This is a genomic window from Allobosea sp. 05T439 (assembly GCF_056396005.1).
In genome coordinates this window covers 64267-82299 of record NZ_JBFTKP010000008.1, presented here as the reverse complement: position 1 = coordinate 82299, position 18033 = coordinate 64267, and the positions used below count along the sequence as shown (strand labels likewise).

19 protein-coding genes are annotated in these 18033 nt (G+C 64.6%); 9 read left to right on the top strand and 10 right to left on the bottom strand.

What is annotated here, in order from left to right:
* Positions 1-3 precede the first annotated feature (3 nt).
* Genes AC1DIO_RS11515 through AC1DIO_RS11505 form a run of 3 tightly spaced genes read right to left on the bottom strand, consistent with a single transcriptional unit; the run spans position 4 to position 2234 of the window.
* Positions 4-516 (bottom strand): TRAP transporter small permease, encoded by a 513-nt coding sequence (locus AC1DIO_RS11515; protein ID WP_441490476.1) that lies wholly within the window; start codon positions 514-516, stop codon positions 4-6.
* 5 nt (positions 517-521) lie between these two features.
* Positions 522-1520 (bottom strand): TRAP transporter substrate-binding protein, encoded by a 999-nt coding sequence (locus AC1DIO_RS11510; RefSeq protein WP_476776757.1) that lies wholly within the window; start codon positions 1518-1520, stop codon positions 522-524.
* A 54-nt stretch (positions 1521-1574) separates the two neighbouring features.
* Positions 1575-2234: a GntR family transcriptional regulator gene (locus AC1DIO_RS11505; RefSeq protein ID WP_476853421.1), complete on the bottom strand. Its 660-nt coding sequence runs from the start codon at positions 2232-2234 to the stop codon at positions 1575-1577.
* Between the two features lie 223 nt (positions 2235-2457).
* Here AC1DIO_RS11505 and aspT point away from each other — a divergent pair, with 223 nt between their 5' ends.
* From aspT to AC1DIO_RS11485, 4 genes are all read left to right on the top strand, one after another.
* Positions 2458-4125 (top strand): aspartate-alanine antiporter, encoded by a 1668-nt coding sequence (aspT, locus tag AC1DIO_RS11500; protein ID WP_441490473.1) that lies wholly within the window; start codon positions 2458-2460, stop codon positions 4123-4125.
* 301 nt (positions 4126-4426) lie between these two features.
* Positions 4427-4636 (top strand): cold-shock protein, encoded by a 210-nt coding sequence (locus AC1DIO_RS11495; RefSeq protein WP_043234255.1) that lies wholly within the window; start codon positions 4427-4429, stop codon positions 4634-4636.
* Positions 4637-4781: 145 nt separating this feature from the next.
* Positions 4782-5048 carry a 30S ribosomal protein S21 gene (rpsU, locus tag AC1DIO_RS11490; protein WP_441490472.1) on the top strand — a complete coding sequence of 89 codons (267 nt, stop codon included), beginning with the start codon at positions 4782-4784 and terminating at the stop codon, positions 5046-5048.
* 134 nt (positions 5049-5182) lie between these two features.
* On the top strand, positions 5183-5437 hold the full coding sequence (locus AC1DIO_RS11485; protein ID WP_476853420.1) for a hypothetical protein: 255 nt from the start codon (positions 5183-5185) through the stop codon (positions 5435-5437).
* Positions 5438-5505: 68 nt separating this feature from the next.
* Here the strand turns inward: AC1DIO_RS11485 and AC1DIO_RS11480 are convergent, their stop codons facing one another.
* Both AC1DIO_RS11480 and AC1DIO_RS11475 read right to left on the bottom strand, forming a co-directional pair.
* The gene (locus AC1DIO_RS11480; protein WP_476776756.1) at positions 5506-6744 is read right to left on the bottom strand and encodes a multidrug effflux MFS transporter; all 1239 of its coding nucleotides are present in this window, start codon (positions 6742-6744) and stop codon (positions 5506-5508) included.
* Positions 6745-6901: 157 nt separating this feature from the next.
* On the bottom strand, positions 6902-7540 hold the full coding sequence (locus tag AC1DIO_RS11475; protein WP_441490470.1) for a glutathione S-transferase family protein: 639 nt from the start codon (positions 7538-7540) through the stop codon (positions 6902-6904).
* Positions 7541-7652: 112 nt separating this feature from the next.
* Between AC1DIO_RS11475 and AC1DIO_RS11470 the strand changes: the two genes are divergently transcribed.
* Entirely contained in the window at positions 7653-8039 is a 387-nt protein-coding gene (locus AC1DIO_RS11470) for a SpoIIAA family protein (RefSeq protein ID WP_476853419.1), read from the top strand.
* 145 nt (positions 8040-8184) lie between these two features.
* Positions 8185-9450, top strand: a complete 1266-nt coding sequence (locus tag AC1DIO_RS11465) for an alkyl sulfatase dimerization domain-containing protein (RefSeq protein WP_476853418.1) — start codon at positions 8185-8187, stop codon at positions 9448-9450.
* A 56-nt stretch (positions 9451-9506) separates the two neighbouring features.
* Here the strand turns inward: AC1DIO_RS11465 and AC1DIO_RS11460 are convergent, their stop codons facing one another.
* The 5 genes from AC1DIO_RS11460 to ugpB form a co-directional block, all read right to left on the bottom strand.
* Positions 9507-10586 carry a sn-glycerol-3-phosphate import ATP-binding protein UgpC gene (locus AC1DIO_RS11460; RefSeq protein ID WP_441490467.1) on the bottom strand — a complete coding sequence of 360 codons (1080 nt, stop codon included), beginning with the start codon at positions 10584-10586 and terminating at the stop codon, positions 9507-9509.
* Between the two features lie 71 nt (positions 10587-10657).
* Complete coding sequence (ugpE, locus tag AC1DIO_RS11455; protein WP_441490466.1) at positions 10658-11506, bottom strand: sn-glycerol-3-phosphate ABC transporter permease UgpE; 849 nt, start codon at positions 11504-11506, stop codon at positions 10658-10660.
* Complete coding sequence (locus AC1DIO_RS11450; RefSeq protein WP_069877983.1) at positions 11506-12264, bottom strand: creatininase family protein; 759 nt, start codon at positions 12262-12264, stop codon at positions 11506-11508. The genes ugpE and AC1DIO_RS11450 overlap by 1 nt, the downstream gene beginning before the upstream one ends.
* Positions 12264-13145, bottom strand: a complete 882-nt coding sequence (gene ugpA, locus AC1DIO_RS11445; RefSeq protein ID WP_441490465.1) for a sn-glycerol-3-phosphate ABC transporter permease UgpA — start codon at positions 13143-13145, stop codon at positions 12264-12266. Before ugpA ends, AC1DIO_RS11450 begins: the two co-directional genes overlap by 1 nt.
* Positions 13146-13206: 61 nt before the next feature.
* A complete protein-coding gene (gene ugpB / locus AC1DIO_RS11440) occupies positions 13207-14529 on the bottom strand; it encodes a sn-glycerol-3-phosphate ABC transporter substrate-binding protein UgpB (RefSeq protein WP_476853417.1) in 1323 nt (440 codons plus the stop codon).
* Positions 14530-14736: 207 nt separating this feature from the next.
* Here ugpB and AC1DIO_RS11435 point away from each other — a divergent pair, with 207 nt between their 5' ends.
* Genes AC1DIO_RS11435 through AC1DIO_RS11425 form a run of 3 tightly spaced genes read left to right on the top strand, consistent with a single transcriptional unit; the run spans position 14737 to position 17889 of the window.
* Entirely contained in the window at positions 14737-15915 is a 1179-nt protein-coding gene (locus AC1DIO_RS11435) for a fumarylacetoacetate hydrolase family protein (protein WP_476776753.1), read from the top strand.
* Entirely contained in the window at positions 15912-16847 is a 936-nt protein-coding gene (locus AC1DIO_RS11430) for a PfkB family carbohydrate kinase (protein ID WP_476776752.1), read from the top strand. The genes AC1DIO_RS11435 and AC1DIO_RS11430 overlap by 4 nt, the downstream gene beginning before the upstream one ends.
* A gap of 13 nt (positions 16848-16860) precedes the next feature.
* Positions 16861-17889: a proline racemase family protein gene (locus tag AC1DIO_RS11425; protein ID WP_476853416.1), complete on the top strand. Its 1029-nt coding sequence runs from the start codon at positions 16861-16863 to the stop codon at positions 17887-17889.
* Positions 17890-18033 lie beyond the last annotated feature (144 nt).

The following is an 18033-nucleotide window of genomic DNA, read 5'->3' as shown; positions in this document are numbered from 1 at the left end:
CCGCTAGTCCCGCGTCGTGATGTCGGACCAGAGTGCGCCGGTGACGCCTTCGTCGATCAGGTTGCGCAGGAGATGCAGTAGCGACAGCAGGCTCCCGACGAAGAGCGGCGCCACCGTCCAGCCGGCCGAAATGCCGAGCATCGGCGTCAGGTTCGGCAGTTCGCGCTGGAGATAGCGCCAGGAAAACCAGGTCAGCGTGCCGAGAACCGCCGCTGTCGCGAGCAGCGCCACGACGCCGAAGAGGGTGCAGAGCCAGCGCGGGGCGAACAGCACCACGACATCGATGATGATGTGGGTCCGGGCATGGAAGGCGTTGGCGATGCCGAGGAAGATCATCCAGCCGAACAGCAGCAGGATCAGTTCCTCGGACCAGGTCAGCGGATCGTTCAGCGCGTAGCGGAAGACGACGGCGGCGCAGACCAGCGTCGCGATCGCGCCGTGCAGCGCGGCAAGGAAGGCGTTCTCCAGGCGGCTCGACCAGTCGTCGAGCCGCCGGATCAGGTCGAGCCCGGTCATGCCGGTCAGCGCTTGCGCTGAGCGTCGATGGCGGCGAGCACGCTGTCGAGATGGGCCTTGCCCCAGCGGCCTTCCATCGCGGTTGCCACCACCTTGGACCTGGCGGCGAAGGCGTCGCGATCGACATCCTCGACGATCTTGGAGCGGCCGGACTTGCGGATGTCCTCGAGCATCGAGGCCTCGCGCTTCTGCTGGAGATAGGTGTTCAGGGCCGAGGCGCGGGCGGCTTCGGCGAACAGGACCTCGCGATGCTCGGGCTTCAACCGGGCGAGGCTGTCCTTGTTGATGACGATCATGTTGTTCTGGAGCATGTGCTTCGTCATCGCGACATAGCCCTGCACCTCATAGAACTTGCGCGAGAAGATCGTCGGGATCGGGTTTTCCTGGCCGTCAACCGTCTTCTGCTGGAGCGCGGTGTAGACCTCGCCAAAGGGAACCGGCGTCGGAGAGGCGCCATAGGCCTTGATCATCTCGACCCAGACCGGGCTTTCCGGCACGCGGATCTTGAGGCCCTGCAGGTCCTCCGGCTTCTTCACCGCGCGGTCGAGCGTCGTCATGTTGCGCCAGCCCCAGTACCAGATGCGGCTGACCGGGACGATGCTATGCTTGTCGCGGAGCTCGTCGAAGATCGGGTCGAAGGCAGCAGAGCGAATGATCGCCTCGGCCTCGCTCCAGTCCTTCCAGAGGAAGGGCGCGCTCGGAATCTCGAGGGCGGGTACGAGCGCGGAGGCGGCCGCCATCGAGGGCGCTGAGATGTCGAGGGCGCCTTCCTTGACCTGCTTGAACAGGTCGATTTCCTTGCCGAGCTGCTCGGCCGGGAAGACCTTGATGGTGACGGCGCCGCCGGTCGATTTGTTCACGCGATCGGCGAATTCCTGGAACAGTTCGCCGGCGATCTCGGTGGTGGTGTTCGCATGGCCAAAGCGCAGGGTCTGTGCCTGGGCGGCTGTCGCGAGGAAGCTGCCTGCGATCAGGCTCGCCGCGGCAAGGCGTCGTAGAAACATCATATCCTCCCGGATGTTATGGTGGTTCTTGCACAGCTGCCTCTGACGGGCGGCCTATTTGATCAGCCTCTCATGGGAGCCCTCGAGATGCCGTCGCATCGCCTCGGCGGCAGCTTCAGKATCGCCGGTCTCGAGCGCATCGATGATGCGGAAATGCTCGGCATGGGTGATCCCGACATCCTGCTCGCGGCTGAGGTAGAGCCGTGAAATGTGCAGATGGAAGCGCAGGTCGTCATAGCTCTTCAGCGCGACCTGATTGCCCGCCGCTGTCAGGATGAGGCGGTGGAAGCGGTCATCGGCTTCGGTGAACGCGCGGTGGCTGCGATACTCGCGGGACGGCGGATCGGCCATCATGACCGCGACGGCGTCGCGCAGCGCCGTGATGACATCGGCGCCGGGGCGCCGCCTGGCGGCCTCTGCCGCGGCCCAGGGCTCGATCACGCTCCGAAAGCTGTAGACGTCCTCGTAATAGTTGCGATCGGGCAGCGCCGCGGTCGCGAAGCCGACGAAGGGGACGGCCGACACGAGCCCTTCCGCGACGAGCCGCGTCAGCGCCTCGCGGATCGGCGTCGAGCTGACGGCCAGTTCGCGCACCAGCCCATCGACATTGAGCTTTTCGCCCGGCGCATAGGCCTGATCGAGGATGCGTTCCTTGATCGCCTCATAGACCTGGTCGCCAAGGACGACCCGTTCGATCTTTCGCGCCCCGTTCAATGCCTATTATCCCGCATCTTGGATCGTGCACGATTTAGGGATGAACTTTCTTTGGAGTCAATCCAAATCGTCGACGTGCCGCGACTTCACTTGGCACTGGCCAATGAGTGGACGACCTCGATGTGCCGCAGACGAGTGCCGCACCGGCGATCGCGGCTCTTGCAGAGCAGGGGCAGGCAGCGAATAGTCGCCGTCGACCACTGCTCTGGAACTGGGGTCCATCGTGGCATTTGTTGAACAGCCGGTTGTTGCACTGTTCATTTCGCTGGCTCTTGGCCATTTGATCGGAAAGATCAGAATTGGCCCCGTTCAGATCGGCGGTGTCTGCGGCACGCTCTTCGTCGCATTGGCCCTTGGGCAGCTTGGTGTCACCATCAGCGCGGACCTGAAGAACACGGCGTTCGCGCTGTTCATCTTCGCTCTCGGATTTACGGCCGGACCGCAGTTCTTCAACAATATCCGTGGTGGCTGGCGCTACGGAATCCTGTCCTTCGTCGAGGTCGGGACGGTCCTGCTGCTGCTTACAGCGGCCATCATCTTGTTCCGCCTGGATCCCGGCACCACGTCGGGGCTCTTCGCCGGCTCGGCCACGGAATCGGCTGTGCTCGGGACGGCTTCGGATGCGATCGCCCGGCTGGCCCTGCCGGCAGCCGAAGTGGCGCGGCTGCAATCCAACATGGCGACGGCCTATAGCGTCACCTACCTCTTCGGCCTCGTGGCGATCGTCGTCTTCACGACGCAGATCGGTCCCCTGCTGCTGCGGATCGACGTGCGCGAGGAATCCGCCGCGCTTGCAAAACAACTGGGAGCCGAGGACGACGCGGGCAAGGAGAACGGCGTGCCCGAGATCGTCTCCCGCTGCTTCCATGCCGGGCCGATTGCGGGAAGCAGCGTCGGCGCCTTCGAAAACAGCGTCAATGGCGTTGTGACCATCGAACAGGTCGGCCGCGGCGAAGGTTTTACCAAGGCAACCACGGACATGGTGCTGGAGGCCGACGATGTTGTCCTCGTGCTCGGCCGCCGCCGCGCCGTCATCGCGATCAGCGAGAGATTGGGCGCCGAGGTGCCGATGCCGGCAGGCGACAACGTGCCACTCGTCGAGCGCGAGGTCGTGCTCGTCCGTAGCGAGGTGATGGGGCGCCGGATTCGGGATCTTCGTCGGCTGGCGAGCGCGGAACAGCGGCGCGGTGTCTTCATTTCGCGCATCAGGCGGCTCGGGCATATCGTTCCCGCTTTGCCGGGCACCGTTCTCGAGCAGGGCGACGTCCTGACGCTCTACGGCTCCGAGGACGCGATCACGCGGGCGGCCCCGGAGCTCGGCCACTTGCTCCCGGCGACTTCGAGTACCGACTTCGTGATGCTCGGGCTGGGAGTGGTCGCGGGTCTCCTGCTGGGAGAACTGAGCTTCAGGGTCGGCGCCCTGAACCTGACGCTGGGGACCGGCGGTGGTGCGCTCGTCTCCGGCCTGGTCTTCGGCTGGCTCCACATGCATCGCCCGCATTATGGCGCGATACCGCTGCATGCTGCAGAGTTCATGAAGGACTTCGGCCTGGCGACCTTCATCGCCGCAATCGGTCTGTCGGTCGGGCCCGATGCCTTCGCGCTGCTCAAGCAGTACGGGCTGGTGCTGCCGGTCCTGGCGATTCTCGTCTCCGCACTGCCGGCCCTGGCTTCACTCTATATCGGGCATTACCTGCTGAAGATCGAGGCTCCGATCCTGCTCGGAGCCATCGCTGGCCAGCACTGCAGCACTCCGTCGATCAGCGCATTGGTCTCCCTTGCGGGCAATTCGACGCCGGTGATCGGCTACACCGTGACCTATGCGATCTCGAACGTCCTGCTGCCGCTGATGGGGCCGGTCGTGGTTGGCATGGTCGGGCTTATCGGGTGAAGGGCGTCCGCTGCGGCTGCTTCAGCGGCAGCCCGAAGGGCTCGAAGAGGCGTCGTGAGCTCGCGCTATGTCTGGGTGGGGTCGATGGCCGCACAGGGGCACGCAAGGCTGCGGTCCTGCTTCGACGACAGGTTGCATTGACAAATTGGTCACAATCACCCATATAGGGGCATCGATCTTAGGCCGAATGAATTGGCCCCCGCGCTAATGGCGCGCTAGCTGACGAACTTCCCGCTCAAAATCGAACACCGTGTGAGGCGTCGTCTCATGCGAACTAATGCCTTGCGAGAAGGAATTCGTCATGGCCACCGGCACTGTTAAATGGTTCAATTCGACTAAGGGTTTCGGCTTCATTCAGCCCGATGATGGCGGTCAGGATGCTTTCGTCCACATCAGCGCTGTCGAGCGTGCTGGTCTGCGCGAGCTCCGCGAAGGTCAGAAGATCACCTTCGAGCTCGTCCAGGACAAGCGCTCTGGCAAGATGTCCGCGGACAATCTTCGCGCCGAGTGATCTGCATGACCGTGCAAACGTAGCATTCCGAATCGAGTGGCKACCACGGATGTACTGGCGCCCCCCTTTCAGGACGATACGCAGCACGGTTGGACGAAGGGTCGGGATTACCCGGCCCTTTTTTCTTTTCTGAAAGGAGCCCGAGATGCAGGTTCTCGTTCGCGACAACAATGTCGACCAGGCGCTGCGCGTCCTGAAGAAGAAGATGCAGCGCGAAGGCGTCTTCCGCGAGATGAAGCGGCGTGCGGCGTATGAGAAGCCGTCCGAGAAGCGGGTTCGCGAGAAGGCTGACGCCATTCGGCGTGCACGCAAGCTGGCGCGCAAGCAGGCTCAGCGCGAAGGACTGATCGCAGCGCCGAAGCCCAAGGCCAAGCCTGTTCGTCCGCCGCGTCTTGCACCGGCGGCAGCCTGAGCTCAGGCCAGCCTGACGATGCCGGCGCAAGGGTCTGCTCGACGCAGTCCAGTGCGCCTGGATGCGCGCTACCGATAGGGCGCGTCGCTGTGAGTGCCGCCAACCGGGCGGCAATCGTGAAGGAGTGGACTGCCATGTCGACCAAAGGACTCTCGGCCGACGAAGCCAAGCGCCGGGCCCAGGCGAATTTGGAGAAGGCCGAGCAAAAGCGGCAGGAAGCCCAGCGTGGGCTGGATGCGCAGCGCGCCGCCCAGGTTGCCGTTACGGAAAAGACCGCGCGCTTGCGCGCGCTGCGGCTGGCGAAGGAAGCCGCAGACGCAGAGGCCGCCGCGATCGCCGAGGCTGCACGGCCCAAGACCGCAGCGTCCAAGCGCACGAAGCGGGCCTGACGGACCGGCGGCTTGCGACCCGCGCGTGCCCGGGCTGGAACGACGTTCCGCGCCCAGAGGGCAGGCCGCTAGCTGCGCCCCGGCGCCGGGTGAAAGAGCCGCCCCTTCTCGACCGCCAGAACCACCGCGAGCGCCATGAGCCCGCAGAGTGAGAAGCCGAGTGTCAGCGGCACGACGGTGCCGTTGAAATGCTGGCCGACATAGAAGCCGAGCAGTGCTCCGCCGACCGTGGTGATGAAACCCTGGACGGACGAGGCCGTACCCGCGACATGGCCAAGCGGATCCATCGCCATCGCCCCAAAATTCGGCGCCAGCAGGCCAAAGCAGAACATCGTCCCACCCTGCATGATGGCGAAGAGCCAGAGCGTTTCCTTGCCGGCAAGGGCCAGCACCGCGTGCAGGCTGGTCAGCGTGATATAGCCGAGCAATGCGCCATGCGAGACCCGGCGCATGCCGAGTCGGCCGACGATGCGCGAATTCAGCAGTGACGCGACCGCCATGCATGCGGCGATCAGGGCGAAGATGGTGGTGAACCATTCCGGCGCCCGGAAGACATCGACAAAGACCTGCTGTGCCGAGTTGATGAAGCCGAACAAGCCGCCGAGAACGAAGGTCATCGCCAGCATGTAGCCGACGCCGATGCGCGAGGTCAGCACCGTGCGGAAGGCGGAGACGATGCTGGCGAACTTGATCGGCGTACGGTCTTCCTCATGCAGCGTCTCGGGCAGGCGCATTGCGGTCCAGAGCATCACGATGGCGCCGAAGGCGGTCAGTACGCCGAATATCCAGCGCCAGGGTGCGACCCAGAGGATCGCCTGGCCGATCGAGGGCGCCAGAATCGGTACGGCCAGGAAGACGATCAGGGCCAGCGACATGACGCGGGCCATGTCGCGGCCGGAATAGCAGTCCCGTACGATCGAGACCGCGAGCACCCGCGTCGCGGCTGCTCCGACGCCCTGCAGCACGCGCGCCGCCATCATGATCTCGAAGGAGCCGGAGAAGGCAGCGAACACACTGGCGACGACATAGATGCTGAGCCCGGTCAGCAGCACGGGCCGTCGGCCGAAGCGGTCGGAAAGCGTGCCGTAGATGATCTGGGCCACACCAAAGCCGAGCAGATAGCTGGTGACGATCCACTGCCGGTCGTTCGGCTCGGCAATGCCGAGTGTCTCGCCCATTTGGGGCAGGGCCGGCAGCATGGCGTCGATCGCAAGCGCGTTCGTCGCCATCAGTGCGGCCATCATCGCCACGAAGGGATAGAAACCCATGCCGTGGCGCGGCCGGGCAATGTCGAATGTGTCGGTCATTTCTGCCTGCTGCCGGGCACAGCCCGGAACGTCCCGTCTCGCAGATGGGAGAGGCCAGCAAGATAGCCGGCCGATTCTCGCAGGATTAGGCGATGCGCCGCTGCGCAACAACCCGGCCAGAGGCCGGGTTTGGCATGCACTCAGCGTGGAACGACGCCTATTCCGCCGCCGGCTGCTGCTGCGGCATCAGCGCATTGTCGATCTCATTGGCGCGGATCGCTGCCGGGCGGGCCTGCAGTCGTTTGGCATAGGCCTCGAAGGCCGGCCGCCGCTCCATCGTGCCGAATTGCAGGCCCCAGCCGATCTGCGCGCCGAGATAGACATCGGCCGCGCTGAACCTGTCGCCGACCAGATACTCGCCCTGCGATACCGCTTTTTCCAATGTGTCCATGACATCGGCGAAGCAGCCATAGCCGACCGAGCCGGTCTTCTCCGGTGGCACCTCGACGCCAAGCATCTTGTTGGTCACCGCAGCTTCGGTCGGGCCGGCGCCAAAGAAGAGCCAGCGATAATAGGGGCCGCGCTCCTTGCTGCCCGGTGCCGGCGCCAGCCCGGCCTGGGGAAAGGCGTCCGCGAGATAGGCGCAGATCGCGGCGCATTCGGTGACGATCATGTCGCCATGCTTCAGGGCCGGCACCTTGCCCATCGGATTGAGCGCCTTGTACGCGGCCGCCTTCATCGGCGGGCCGAAGCCGACCAGCTCGGTGCGATAGGGCTGGCCGACTTCCTCCAGCATCCAGCGCACGATCCGGCCGCGTGACATCGGGTGGGTGTAGAAGACGAGTTCATCGCTCATGCTGCGTTCCTCCTGTGGAGGGCGAGACTAACCACGACGCATGACCGCGCAATGGCAGCAATCGAAACCGCGGCGGGCCTGCTGCGTTGTCTGAAGCGAAAGGATGACGTCCATGTTCGAAATCCTCGCTGGGCCCGATCATGTCGCGGCCTACCGCCTCTCCGGCACGCTGACCGTGGAGGATTATGACAGTGTGATCGCCGATATCGACGCACGGCTGACCCGGCACGAGAAGATCGGCGTTCTGGTCGATCTGACCGGCTTTCACGATATCACGCTCCGGGCGGGTGCCACGGATCTGCGCTATGGGTTCAGCAAGCTGTCGGAACTCAGGCGCTTTCCGCGTGAGGCCCTGATCAGCGACAAGGGCTGGATCGAGACGCTGGTGGCGATCGCCAATCCGGTCATCCCCTTCGTCGAGATCCGCTGCTTCAAACCGATCGAGTACGAGGCGGCGCTGGCCTGGGCCAGCGAGATCGAGGGCGGGCCCGGGGGGTAGGTCGCAGGGGGCGGAGCGCGTTGCCGCGACACCGAACCGCGCGCCTTGCTCATAGCTGACATCGCGCGTCAGGACTGCGCGTGTGTGGCCTGTCATTCCTCCCCAGCGGTGCTATCGACATGCTCTGGTCGACGGAGGAATTCAGATGCGGCAGGACGCATTGTTCGAGCGCCTTTGGAGTGGCGCAGCGCAGATGGAGGAATGGACTGAGGCGGTCTCTGCCGGCGCTATCACTGCAGTGGCAGAGAACATCATCACCGTCCACACCACCTATTTCTGCGGCAGCGTCACCGCCATTCGGACGAGTGAGGGCCTTGTCCTGATCGATACGGCCAAGCCAGATACCGCCGCCCAGACGCTTGCGACGATCCGCAGCTGGGACGACAGCCCCATCCACACCGTGATCTATACCCACGGCCATATCGACCACACCAGCGGCATCAAGGTGATCGACGAGGAGGCCGATGCGAGAGCAAGGCCGCGGCCGAGAATCGTGGCTCATCGCAACGTCCCGCGCCGGATGGAGCGATATGAAGCCTCCCATGGCTTCAACAGCATCGTGCAGGGGCAGCAGTTCAACAAGCCGGACTATGTCTATCCGATAGGCCAGCGGCGTCCCGATGACGTCTATGACGACACGCTATCGCTTGCGATCGGTGGCGAACAGCTCGAACTCATCCACGGGCGCGGCGAGACCGACGATGCCACATTCGTCTGGCTGCCGCGGCGGCGCGTGCTGGCGAGCGGGGACTTCGTAATCTGGGTTTTCCCGAATGCAGGCAATCCGCGCAAGGTTCAGCGCTATGCAGCCGAGTGGGCTGTCGCCCTGCGCCGGATGGAGCGCCTGAAGCCGGGCATCCTGATCCCCGGACATGGCCCGGTCATTGTCGGGGAGGGCCGGGCAGCGCAGGTGTTGCGCGACGGGGCCGAAGCGCTTGAGCATCTGGTTCGCGATACCCTGGCGCTGATGAACCAGGGTGCGACGCTCGACGAGGTGCTGCGCGCGGTCAAGGTCCCGGCCGCCTATCTGGCGAAGCCCTATCTCTTGCCGAAATATGATGACCCCGAATTTCTGGTCCGGGGGATCTACCATTTCTATGCGGGTTGGTTTGACGGAAACCCCGCAAACCTGAAGCCGGCGAAGAACACTGATCTTGCGTCCGAACTGGCTCGGCTTGCGGGCGGCGCCGAGAAACTGGCCGAGCGGGCCGCGGCGCTGGCCGAGGACGGCCAGGCGCGCCTCGCCGTTCATCTTGCCGAGTTCGCGAGTTCAGCAGCGCCCGAGGATCGAGGGATCCAGGCAATCCGGGGCGCCGTGCTCCGGAAAGCCATCGATGGCGAAAGCTCGTTGATGGGCAAGGCATTCCTCGCCGTCTACGAACGCGATGCAAAAGAACGGTCGGCGGGCTGAGCAGCGCATCCAGCGGCTGTTTCCGGCCGCTGGAGATCCTCCGCGGTCGATCCCTTTTATTCGCGCCCGAGTCGGACGCCCGATTGCGCATCGAAGACGTGGACGCGGTCGGGGTCGACCGAAATCCACAGGCGCTTGGCCTCGGCAGCGACATCGCCGGTTGCGGCCTGCATCACGAAGGGCTGTCCGGCAAGCTTGCCGTGGAAGAGCTGGGTCGCGCCCAGCTCCTCGATGAACTCGACATCGAAGGGCAGGGCCCCGGCCTGGCCCTCGGACGCGATCTCGATATCCTCTGGCCTCAGGCCCACCTCGACCTTCGTTCCCGATGCGAGGTTCTGCTTGAGGTCACGCGCTTCGAGGAGCGCGTCGCCGAGCGCAACGATGCCGGGTCCGTCGATGGCTGCCGGCAGCAGGTTCATCGGCGGCGAGCCGATGAAGGTCGCGACGAAGCGGCTTGCGGGTTTGCGGTAGACCTCGGCCGGAACGCCGATCTGCTCGACCTGGCCGCCATTCATCACAACGAGCTTGTCGGAGAGCGTCATCGCCTCGACCTGATCGTGCGTGACATAGATCGCGGTGACGCCGAGCGCCCGCTGCAGCTTCTTGATCTCGACGCGCATTTGCACGCGCAGTTTCGCGTCGAGATTGGAGAGCGGCTCGTCGAACAGGAAGACCTGGGGCTTGCGCACGATGGCGCGGCCCATGGCGACGCGCTGGCGCTGGCCGCCCGAGAGCTGGCGCGGCCGGCGCTCCAGCAGGCCTTCGATCGCGAGGATGCGGGCTGCTTCCTTGACCCGCTTCTCGATCTCGTCCTTCGGCGTCCCGCGGTTGCGCAGGCCATAGGCCATGTTGTCGTAGACGCTCATATGCGGATAGAGCGCGTAATTCTGGAACACCATGGCGATGTCCCGGTCCGCCGGTTCGATCTGGTTGACGACCCTGCCGCTGATCGAGACTTCGCCGGACGAGATCGTCTCCAGGCCTGCCACCATCCGCAGCAAAGTGGACTTGCCGCAGCCGGAGGGGCCGACCAGCACGCAGAAGCCGCCATCGGGAATGTCGAAAGAGACGCCCTTCACGGCCTCGACGCCGCCGGCATAGACCTTCTTGACGCTGGAAAGAGTAACCTGGGCCATTGGGTTCCTTGGTCAGTCGGTAACGGATAATCGGCGATCGGCTCAGCGGGCCGGGCTGCCGGTACGCAATGTCACTTCTCGGTTTCCACCAGGCCCTTCACGAAGAGCCGCTGCATGGCGATGACGACGAAGACGGGCGGCAGCATCGCCAGCATCGCGGTTGCCATGGCGAGCTGCCATTCGGTGAGCGCATCGGCCGTGGTGATCATCTTGCGGATGCCGATGACGATGGTCTGCATCGAATCCTTGGTGGTGACCAGCAGCGGCCAGAGATACTGGTTCCAGCCATAGATGAACTGGATGACGAAGAGCGCCGCGATCGTGGTGAGCGAGAGCGGGACCACCGTATCCTTGAAGAACTTGAACGGACCGGCGCCATCGATCTTCGAGGCCTCGAGCAGTTCGTCGGGGATCGTCATGAAGAACTGCCGGAACAGCAATGTGCCGGTCGCCGAGGCGATCAGCGGCACGGCGAGGCCCTGGTAGGTATCGAGCATGCCGAGATCGGAGACGACCTTGAAGGTCGGGAAGATGCGGACTTCGACCGGCAGCATCAGGGTGACGAAGATGATCCAGAATGCCGCCATCCGAAACGGGAAGCGATAATAGACGACCGCGTAGGCAGAGAGCACGGAGATGAAGATCTTGCCGAACGCGATGGCCAGCGCCATCACGAAGGAGTTGAACATCATCACGGCCACCGGCTCGCGGGTCGAGCCCGAGGTCCCGACGAAGAGGATGCGGTAGTAGTTCTCGAAGAAATGCGGGCCAGGATAGAGCGGCAGCTGGCCGTTGATGATGGTCGCAGCATCCCAGGTCGAGGCGACGAAGGTCAGCCAGACCGGAAAGGCGACGATCAGCACGCCGATCGTCAGGATGATATAGGCGACGATGTCGCCGAAGCGGCGGTTCTCGACCATCAGTGCCAGGCCTCCCCGTCGCGCAGCAAGGCCGCGAGCGCCTCGGCGCAGGCGTTAAGGAATTCCTCGCCCTTCTTCGGCGTCGCGCGCCGCGCATCGCCGATCACGCCGGTCTCTGTCATCTCACGGAAGGGGCGGTAGCGCGCGACGGTCGGGCGCATCAGGCCACGCGGATCGGCGCCGAGCATGCCGAAGGCCTGCCCCAGCCGCTCCTGCTTCACCGTTTCCGGCGCCAGCACCATCATCATCGAGGTCTCGATCTCGCAGGCATGCATCACGCTGGTCTGATCCTGCATGAAGGGCAGCATCGCAGTCTGCGCCAGCTCGAAATAGGTGGTCGCGATGATGCGCAGGCCGGTCTCGCGCGCGAAATCCGGCAGGAATGCACCGAGCGCGGCGATATTGCCGCCATGGCCATTGACGATCACGACCCGGCGGAAACCATGCCGCTCGATGCTCCTGAGCAGCGAAAGCAGCACGGACCGATAGGTCGGGATGTCGAAGGTGAAGGTGCCGCCGAAGGCCATGTGATGCTCGGCCATGCCGCACCAGAGCGTCGGGGCGACCACGACATCGGCCTCGTCCAGGCGCTCGGCCGCGGCCTTGCAGACGCCCTCGCACAGGATGGTGTCGACGCCGACCGGCAGGTGCGGCCCGTGCTGTTCCATCGAGGCCACGGGCAGGACGACGATCGCATCCTTCGCCGCCTTGTGACGCAGATCCTCGGCCGTCAGTTCCTTCCAGAGCACCGAGGCCATCAGTAATTCACCTTGCGCTCGATGAAGCGGAACTGCACCGCCGTCATGGCGATGACCATCACGAGCAGGATGACCGATTGTGCCGCCGAGCCACCAAGATTGGAGCCGCCCTTGCCGTCGGAATAGACCTTGTAGACCAGCGTCTCGGTCGCGCCCGCAGGCCCGCCGCCAGTGACCGTGTCGATGATGCCGAAGGTGTCGAAGAAGACATAGACGATGTTGACGACGAGCAGGAAGAACGTCGTCGGCGAGAGCAGCGGGAAGATGATGGTCCAGAAGCGGCGCATCGGCCGCGCGCCGTCGATCACCGCCGCCTCGATCACGCTCTTGGGGATCGATTGCAGCCCGGCGAGGAAGAACAGGAAATTATAGCTGATCTGCTTCCAGGTCGCGGCGAGGATGACCAGCGTCATGGCGTCATTGCCGTTGAGCCGGGGATTCCAGGCGATGCCGAGGTTCTGCAGTCCACGCGCGAGCATGCCGAGCGAGGGATCGAACATGAAGATCCAGAGCACGCCGGCAATGGCGGGAGCCACGGCATAGGGCCAGATCAGCAGGGTCTTGTAGATCTCCGCGCCGCGGATCTGGCGGTCGGCCATGACGGCAAAGAGCAGCGCGATCGAGAGCGAGAACACGCAGACAAAGGTCGAGAAGATCGCGGTGTTGCGCAGCGCCTTGAAGTAACCCGGATCGGAAAAGAGGCTCTGGTAGTTTTCGAACCAGACGAACTGGGTCGACGTCCCGAAGGCGTCTTCCAGCAGGAAGGACTGCCAGACCGCCTGGCTTGCGGGCCAATAGAAGAACACGACCGTGATCGCGAGCTGCGGCAGGAGCAGCAGGAGCGGGATCGTCAGGCTCCGGAAATAGGCGTTCTTCTGCATGCAGCCCGTGAAGCAAGAGAAAAGCCGGGGCGGAATGCCCCGGCTCTGGATCGTAGCCGGTTCAGCGCGAGGCGGTCCGTTCGAACTGACGCAGTGCCTGATTGCCACGCTCGACGGCGGCGTCAAGCGCAGCCTTCGGTGTCTTCTGGCCGTTCAGCGCCGCTTCGAGCTCTTCCGACCAGATGTCGCGGATCTGGACCAGGCCGCCGAAGCGCAGGCCGCGCGAATTCTCGGTCGGCTCCTTGTTGTTGAGTTCCAGCAGCGGCGTCTCGAGATAGGGCTTGTCCTTGTAGAAGCCCGAGTCCTTGACCTTGGCATAGGCKGCCTTGGTGATCGGCAGATAACCGGACTCGGTGTGCAGCTTCACCTGGCGGTCGACATCGGACAGGAAGGTGAAGAACTTGGCGACGCCCTTGTATTCGTCAGCCTTCTTGCCGCCCATCACCCACAGCGAAGCGCCGCCGATGATCGAGTTCTGCGGTGCCCCGGCCGCTTCCGGATAGTACGGCATCGCGGCGTTGGCCCAGTCGAACTTGGCGTTGGCCTTGACGTTGCCGAAGAAGCCCGAGGAGGTCAGCATGATCGGGCATTCGCCCGAGGTGAAGCGGCCTTCGCCGTTATTGGTGCGGCCGGAGTAATCGTACGTCTTGTCCTTCTGCAGCTCGACTAGGTTGGTCCAGTGCTTCAGGAAGAGCGGGCTGTTGAAGTTCAGGACCGTGTCGAAGCCATCGAGACCATTCGCCTTGGTCGCGATCGGGATGTTGTGCCAGGCACCGAACTGCTCGATATTCGCCCAGGTGGCCCAGGCATTGGTGAAGCCGCACTTGTCATATCCGGCAGCCTTCAGCTTCTTCCCGGCCTCGAAGACTTCTGGCCAGGTCTTCGGCGGGGCGTCGGGGTTCAGGCCCGCCTTCTTGAAGGCGTCCTTGTTGTACCACATCACCATGCTCGACGAGTTGAACGGCATGGAGAGCATGTCGCCCTTAGCGGTCGAGTAGTAGCCGGTGATCGCCGGCAAATAAGCCTTGGGATCGAAAGGCTCGCCGGCTTCCTTCATCAGTTCGTGCACGGGCTTCACCGCGCCCTTGGCCKACATCATCGTGCCGGTGCCGACTTCGAAGACCTGCAGGATGTGCGGCGCGGTCCCGGCGCGGAAGGCGGCGACGCCGGCATTCAGCGTGTCGGGATAGGAGCCCTTATAGGCCGGAACGACCTTGTATTCCTTCTGGGAGGCGTTGAATTCCTCGGCCAGCTTTACGACAACGTCGTTATTGGCGCCGGTCAGCGCATGCCACCACTGGATCTCTGTCTGCGCGACGGCCGGAGCCGCACCGGCCAGCGTCAACACCGCGGCCGAAATCATCAAGCGCGATCTGGATGTCATCTATCTCTCCCTTATGCCCCGCTCGTGCGGGCGGCTCTTGTCGTTGGTGCGCAAGCTAGCATGAAGAACAGGTGACGTTTCAATGACAATCGCACGACATGTGCGCCATGTCTGATCCGCGTCCCTGCACTCTTGCACATTGGCTGCGAAGCGGCTGTTCTCGCCTGCGACTTTCAACGTGACAATTCCACCAACGGACGATCGATCATGCCCGAGCTTGCCCTGACGCCACGGAACACTTTGCCGGCGGACGCCGCAGCCGCCGCGCTCGCTGGCCGGGTCTGGCGCCCGGACGTCGCCGGTCCCGCGGTCGTCGTTCTGCGCGGTGATGAACTTGTGGATATCACCGCTGCCTGCGCCACGATGCGCGATCTCTGCGAGACGGCCGATCCCGCCGCAGCCCTGCGCGCCGCCAAGGGGCAGCCCATCGGGACGCTCGCCGACATCCTTGCAAACACGCCGCCTTCGCGTCGCGATGCGACGAAGCCCTGGCTGCTCGCGCCGCTCGACCTGCAGGCGGTCAAGGCCGCTGGAGTGACCTTCGCGGTCTCCATGCTGGAGCGCGTGATCGAGGAGAAGGCGCGGGGCAACCCGGCCGCCGCCGCCACGATCCGCGAGGAGATCGGCAAGCTCATCGGTGACGATCTCTCGAAGTTGAAGCCCGGCTCGCCCGAGGCGATGCATCTCAAGGACGTGCTGATCAAGCAGGGAGCCTGGAGCCAGTATCTCGAGGTCGGCATCGGGCCGGATGCCGAGATCTTCACCAAGGCGCCGCCGATGTCGGCCGTCGGCACCGGTGTCGATGCCGGCCTGCACCCGGCCTCGACCTGGAACAATCCCGAGCCGGAGATCGTGCTGATCGTCGCCTCGACCGGCGCCATCGTCGGAGCAACGCTCGGCAATGACGTCAATCTGCGCGACGTCGAGGGCCGTTCGGCGCTGCTGCTCGGCAAGGCCAAGGACAACAATGCAGCCGCAGCGGTCGGTCCCTTCATCCGCTTCTTCGACGCCGGCTTCTCGCTCGACCATGTCCGTAGGACAACCGTGACGCTGACGGTCGAGGGCGAGGACGGCTTCAGGCTCGAAGGCTCGTCCTCGATCGCAAAGATCAGCCGCGACCCGGCTGATCTTGCTGCGCAGATGCTCAATCGCAACCATCAGTATCCCGATGGCGCGGCGCTCTATCTCGGCACCATGTTTGCTCCGATCAAGGATCGCGACACGCCGGGCGGCGGCTTCACCCACAAATATGGGGACATCGTCACGATTGCCGCGCCGGAACTGGGAGCGCTCGTCAATTGCATGCGCCGCACCGATGAATGCGAACCCTGGACCTTCGGCGCCTCGCATCTGATGCGCAATCTGGCGAAGCGCGGGCTTCTGTGAACCAGGGGGCGGTCCTCGTCTTCGGCGAAGCGCTCGCCGATCTGGTGCCGGAGGATGGGTGCGGCGAGCGCTATCAGTGCGTGCTGGGCGGATCCGGTTTCAACACAGCGCTGGCGCTCGCCCGCTGCGGCACCTCCGTGGCTTATTGCGCGACGCTCTCGCGCGACGTCACGGGGCGGCGCTTCCAGGCCCGGCTTGTGGCAGAGGCGATCGATCGGCGCTTCGTTGCTGAGAGCGATGCTCCCACACCGTTGGCGGTCGTTGACCCGCTTGGGGTCGATGGCGGGGCCCGATATCACTTCCACCTCGCCGGTACGGCACTGGCCGAGCCTCCGCCATCGCCCGACCTCACGGGTTTTGGCCATCTGCATGTCACCTCGTTCGGAGCGACGATCGGCCCATCCGGGGACGCGGCGTTGACGCTGCTGCGCCAGGCGCGCTCCGCCGGCCTGAGCACCAGCTATGACGTCAATATCAGGCCGCCGGCGCTGCCGGATCGGGAGGCGGCGCTTGCCGCCATCGAGCAGCGCATGGCGCTGTCAGACCTCATCCGGCTCAGTACGGACGATGCCGACTGGCTCTATCCCGGCGGCTACGTTGCGCCGCTGCGCCGTTGGTTCGACCGGGGCGTTTCAGCGATCCTGCTGACCGAGGGCGATCGCGGAGCGGCGCTCGAACGGCCAGGGAAAAGGACTGTCCGCGGCTTCGTTCCGGTTGCAGAGCTGGTCGACACGATCGGCGCCGGCGACAGCTTCATCGGCGCATTTCTCGCTTCGCTCGCGCAGGCGGGCGAGCTCGGAGCAGGACTGCGCGGATTGTCAGACAGCGTTGCCGCATCCGCAATGGGTTTCGCGGCAGAGGTCGCAGCCGAGACCTGCGGCCGGCGCGGCTGCGATCCGCCGCGTCTCACACCCAAACCACCCTATGAGTGAGGGGAACGCGCCAATGCGCCTGAGCTATCTCGACTACCACACCTGCGGCGAGCCGGTGCGCATCGTTACGGGCGGCTATCCCGAGCTGACCGGCGCGACGATTCTCGACAAGCGTCGACAGGCGCGCGACAGCCACGATCAGCTGCGCCGTGCGATGATGCTGGAACCGCGCGGCCATGCCGGAATGTACGGTGTCATTCCGGTCGAGGCGAGTCATCCCGAGGCTGCCTTCGGCGTGCTCTTCACTCATAACGAGGGCTACTCGACGATGTGTGGCCACGCCACCATCGCGCTCGGCCGCTATGCGATCGAGCGCGGCCTGGTGCCGGCGGTCGAGCCCGTCACGCACTTTGCCATCKAGGCGCCCTGCGGCCTGCTGCGGCTCGCCTGCGACGTCGCCGACGGGAAGGTCGGGGAGGTGCGCTTCGAGAGTGTGCCGGCCTTCGTCCATGCCCGCGACCGTGTGGTCGAGGTGCCCGGCTACGGAAGCGTCACGACGGACATCGCCTATGGCGGAGCCTTCTACTGCATCCTTCCGGCTTCACGCTTCGGGCTCGATCTCTTCGAAACCCCGGTCGAGCAGTTGACCGAGGCTGCTGCTGCCCTCACCGACATTGTGCGGGCCGGCGCGCCGATCACGCATCCCACCGAGCCCGATCTTGGCTTTCTCTACGGGACGATCGTGACCGACGAGGCCGGACCGGGCGAGACCAGTTTCAACCTCTGCATCTTCGCCGAGCGGCAGATCGACCGCTCACCGACCGGCTCGGGCGTGACCGCCCGCATGGCGCTCGACCACGCCAAGGGGCTGCTCGGGCTGGGGCGGACACGGAGTTTCCGCAGTATCACAGGCGGGCGTTTCTCGGGGCGTGTCCTCGGGCCTGCTGCCTATCCCGCCGAGGGAGCGGTCACCGTCGAAGTCGGCGGCCTCAGCTACCTCGCAGGCGAGGGCGCCTTCATTATCGAGGCCGACGATCCGCTCGGACTGGGCTTCGCTTTGCCATCCCGTTTCGCGGAGATCAGTCCTCTCCGAGATGGGTGATAGCGGTCTGCGGTCGGCCGCTGTCGTCCGCGGCACTGTGCTTCGGACCGTCATCGTTCGCTGAATCCCGCTCGGCGGTGAACATACCCGCCGCATTATCGCCCGGCGCGCGAGCCCCCTTCACTCGACCGCAGAGTGCATTGG